Origin of the sequence: Hydrogenophaga sp. (assembly GCF_051007235.1) — a bacterium.
Lineage (GTDB): Bacteria > Pseudomonadota > Gammaproteobacteria > Burkholderiales > Burkholderiaceae_C > Hydrogenophaga.
Genome location: NZ_JBPCSJ010000408.1, coordinates 1 through 3,893 on the forward strand (window position 1 = coordinate 1; position 3,893 = coordinate 3,893).

At 71.6% G+C, this 3,893-nt stretch carries 4 protein-coding genes and 1 pseudogene; all 5 read right to left on the bottom strand.

Translation table 11 applies throughout. The features are described from left to right. The coding region (locus ACR2JA_RS14515; RefSeq protein WP_434009790.1) for an XdhC family protein at window positions 1–699 on the bottom strand (699 nt) is incomplete at its 3' end. 12 nt (window positions 700–711) lie between these two features. Beyond that, on the bottom strand, window positions 712–1,899 hold the full coding sequence (locus ACR2JA_RS14520; RefSeq protein WP_434009791.1) for a VWA domain-containing protein: 1,188 nt from the start codon (window positions 1,897–1,899) through the stop codon (window positions 712–714). Beyond that, on the bottom strand, window positions 1,896–2,834 hold the full coding sequence (locus ACR2JA_RS14525) for an AAA family ATPase (protein WP_434009792.1): 939 nt from the start codon (window positions 2,832–2,834) through the stop codon (window positions 1,896–1,898). The genes ACR2JA_RS14520 and ACR2JA_RS14525 overlap by 4 nt, the downstream gene beginning before the upstream one ends. A 129-nt stretch (window positions 2,835–2,963) precedes the next feature. Continuing rightward, complete coding sequence (locus tag ACR2JA_RS14530) at window positions 2,964–3,626, bottom strand: SRPBCC family protein (protein WP_434009793.1); 663 nt, start codon at window positions 3,624–3,626, stop codon at window positions 2,964–2,966. A 13-nt stretch (window positions 3,627–3,639) separates the two neighbouring features. Beyond that, window positions 3,640–3,893, bottom strand: a pseudogene (locus tag ACR2JA_RS14535) (aerobic carbon-monoxide dehydrogenase large subunit); the annotation flags it as partial.

A 3,893-nucleotide genomic window follows, 5' to 3' on the forward strand; every position in this document is an offset into this window, starting at 1 on the left:
CACGATGGCGGCCACCCGGGCCGGGTCTTCGCCCGCGCCCACCAGGCTCTCGCGCAGCACGCCGGCCTTGCGTTCGCTGGCCACGAACCACAGGGTCTGCGGCTGCAGCGCCAGCGCCGCGCGCAAGGCCTGCAGGTCGCGCCGGCCCTGCGTGGCCACGACCACCAGGCCGCCGGCCGGCAGGGCCTGCGCCACCGCCTCGCTGCGGTCGCTGCCGACCACCCGCGCCGCATCGGGGAAGTCGCTGGCCAGCGCGCCGTCGGCCACCAGTACCGTCTGCAGGCCGATGCGCGGGGCCAGCCCGGTCAGCGCGCGCGCCACCGGCGAGTCGCCGAACACCACCAGCTGAGGGGCCGGCAGCACGGGATCGATGAACAGCTCCAGCGTGCCGCCCGAGTGGCAGGCCATGCCGAACTCCAGCACATCGCCCAGCGTGCGCTCGGCGGTTTCGTCGGTGGGCGCGATGCGGATGCTTTGCGGCTGGCCGCTGGCCAGCGCCTGGCGCACGGTCTTGACCACCGCCGGTTGCGCGCAGCCGCCGCCGATCCAGCCGTGGATCTGGCCGTCCGCCGTGACCAGCGCCTTGTCGCCGGCCTTGGCCGAGGTGGGCGCCTGCGCGCGCAGCACCGTCACCAGCGCGAAGGGCCGGTCTTCAGCCTGCAGCCGGGCGGCGTCGGCGATCCATTGGTGGCGGTTCATGGTGTGTCTCCTTCAGTACAGCAGGGGCTTGGCTGCCGCCAGGTCGGCCAGGCTGGCCAGCGGCACGAAGCGGTGGATGTGTGTGCGCGCGCCCTGCACCGCAGCAGCGGCGGGCACGCCGCGCGTGGGGTGGAACCAGGTGATGCGCGCGCCGCGGCCGCGCAGCGCCTGCAGCGCCTCGGCCAGCTGTTCGGGTGCGTCGGTGTCGAAGCCGTCGGACATCACCCACACGCGGGCGCCGCGCCGCAGCTGGGCGCGGGCATGGGTGCGGGCAAAGTCCTGCAGGCTGGCGGCGATGCGGGTGCCGGCGCCGAAGCCGGCGGTCACCGCGTTGATCTTTTCCTGTACCGTGGCCGAGTCCCGCTGCATCAGCGGCGTGACCTCGGCCAGCCGGGTGTGGAACACGAACACGCGGGCCTGCGCTTCCATCGCAAAGGCCCGCGCGACACGCAGGAACAGCGCGGCGTGCGCTTCCATCGATCGGCTCACGTCGGCCAGGATGAACAGGCGCGGCGGCTCCTCGCGCCGCACCTGCCAGGCGGGTGCCAGCGGCTCGCCGCCCCAGGCCACGCTGCGGCGCAAGGTCTGGCGCAGGTCCAGCCGCTGGCCGCGGTGCACGCCGCGCCAGCGCCGCGTGGGCAGCGGGCGCAGTTGCGCGGTGATCTGGCGCGCCAGGCGCTGCAGCGTGCCCAGCTCCTGTGGCAGCCACATCTGGCCATCGCGCTGGTGCAGGGCTTCCATCTGTGGCGCGCTGCGGCTGGCGCCGCCCATGGCGCGCGGGCTGCCGGCCTCGCTGTCGCCCGCGCCGGCCTGTGGTGCGTCGGCTGCGCTCTGCGGGGCGGACTTCGCCGGTGTGGGCGGTTGTTGCGCCGCATCCATCTGTTCGCGCATCTGCTGCACCGACTGGCGCAGGTCGCGCGACGGTCGCGTCTGCCCGCTCACGCGCACCGAGCCACGCACCCGCTCGGGGTGCCAGTAGCGGTCGAACAGGTCGGGCCAGAGCCGCCATTCGCGCGCGCTGTGGCAGGCGATGGCGCGCCAGGCCGCGTTCAGGCGCGCGCCGTTCAGTGCGCCCAGCGCCAGCGCGGCCTGCAACATGGCCTGCTGCTCGGCCACACCCACCGTCAGCCCGTGGTCGCGCAGCAGGGCTGCGAAACCGGAGAGCGTTTCGCTAGGGGCGAGCGCGGGCGCGTGGTTCATGTCGCGGCGGCGTTGGCGGGGGCCTTTTCGGCCACGCCCACGGTGCGCCGGCCTTCGATCAGCTGGCGCGCACGGTCGGCGCCGAGCACGAAGCGGTCTTCGCGCGTCTTGAGCAGGCAGCCCAGCGTGGTCAGCAGCACCGCCATGTCCTCGGGCAGGGTGTGGTGGTGCATCCGGTGCAGCGCGTTGACCCAGTCCAACGTTTCGGCGATGCCAGGGATCTTGCTCAGGTCTTCGTGGCGCAGACGCTGCACGAACTGCACCGCCTCTTCCACCAGCCGGGTGTCGGCCGCGGGCAGGGCGGTTTTCACGATGGCGATCTCGCGAGCCAGCGTCGGGTAGTCGAGGTGGTGGTACAGGCAGCGGCGGCGCAGCGCGTCCGACAGCTCGCGGGTGCCGTTGCTGGTCAGGATCACGCGCGGGATGTGGCGCGCGCGCAGCGTGCCGATCTCGGGCACGGTGATCTGGTACTCGGCCAGCACCTCCAGCAGGAAGGCTTCGAAGGCCTCGTCGGCGCGGTCGATTTCGTCGATCAGCAGCACGCAGGGCCCGTCCTGGCTGATCGCCTTGAGCAGCGGCCGCTCCAGCAAAAAGTCGCGGCTGAAGACGTCGGACTCTTTGACCGTGCCGGGCTGCCCGTCGTGCAGGCGGATCGCCATCAGCTGGCGGCCGTAGTTCCACTCGTAGGCCGCCTGCGCCAGGTCCAGGCCCTCGAAACACTGCAGCCGCACCAGCACAGCCCCCTGGGCCTGCGCCAGCGCGGTGGCCAGCGCCGTCTTCCCCACCCCCGCATCGCCGTCCAGCAGCAGCGGCCGCTGCAGCTCACCGGCCAGCCACACCGTGGTGGCCAAGTCGGCGTCGGCGAGGTAACCCACCTGCTGCAGTTGCTCGCGCAGCTCGCGGTCGGCATTCATGCGTGAGGTACTTGTGTTCATGTCAGAAACCGTTCTCCGGCGCGTATTCCGCACCGCACGCCGCACCCTCAGCCCAGTGGCACCGCCGGGCTGGCTTTGCCAGACGGCTGGTGCCGCCCCCTGGGGGGTGACGCGCAGCGGCGCGGGGGGTCACGCTTTTTTTCCGAACAGGCCGAGCCACCAGTTCTTGATCAGCACCCACACGATGGCCAGGCCGTTGATTTCCTGGGCCACCGGTGGCGCGGCGCGGGGAGCGGGTTCGGCCACGGCCGGTGCCGCGGTCGTTGCGGCAGCTTCACCGCCGCCGAACGCCACCGCATCATCTTGGGCGATGGCCTGCGACGCCGGCGCCGGCAGCGCCAGCGCGGCCTGGCGGAAGTTCTCCACGAACTGCACCAGGATCATGTCGGACACCTGCACCATCATGCGGCCACCGAACTGGGCGAACTTGCCGTTGACGATGACGGCCGCGTCGCCGTGCAGCACGCTGGCCGCCGGGTTGGCGGGGTCGGCTTCGATGGTCGCGCTCAGGTCCATGGACGCGGACGAGCCGCCCTTGTCTGCGCCCTTGCCGCGCAGCACCATCTTGCGACCGGCCTCGTCCTTTTCCAGCACGTCGACCTGGCCACCGAACTGGGCCACGGCCGGGCCGACCTTGACCTTGACGCCGCCTTTGTACGAGGTGTCGGACAACTGCTCGGTCAGCTCGGCGCCGGGCATGCAGCCGGCCACGGCCTTGAGGTCGCCCAGGATGGCCCAGGCACGGGCCGGGTCCACGTCGAGCGGATAACGTTTGTCGAGTTTGACTTCCATCTTGTGTTGCCGATCAGAGGTTGAGGCCGCGGGCCTTGAGTTCTTTCCAGACGCGGAACGACGTGTGCGGCATGTCCATGTGCGTCACACCGATGTGCGAGAACGCATCGACCACCGCCGAGGTGAAGGTGGGAATGCTCCCCACGTGCGGCGACTCGGCCACGCCCTTGGCGCCGATGGGGTGGTGGGGGCTGGGCGTGACGGTGAAGTCGGTCTCCCACTTCGGTGTTTCCACGGCGGTGGGCAGGAAGTAGTCCATCAGGGTGT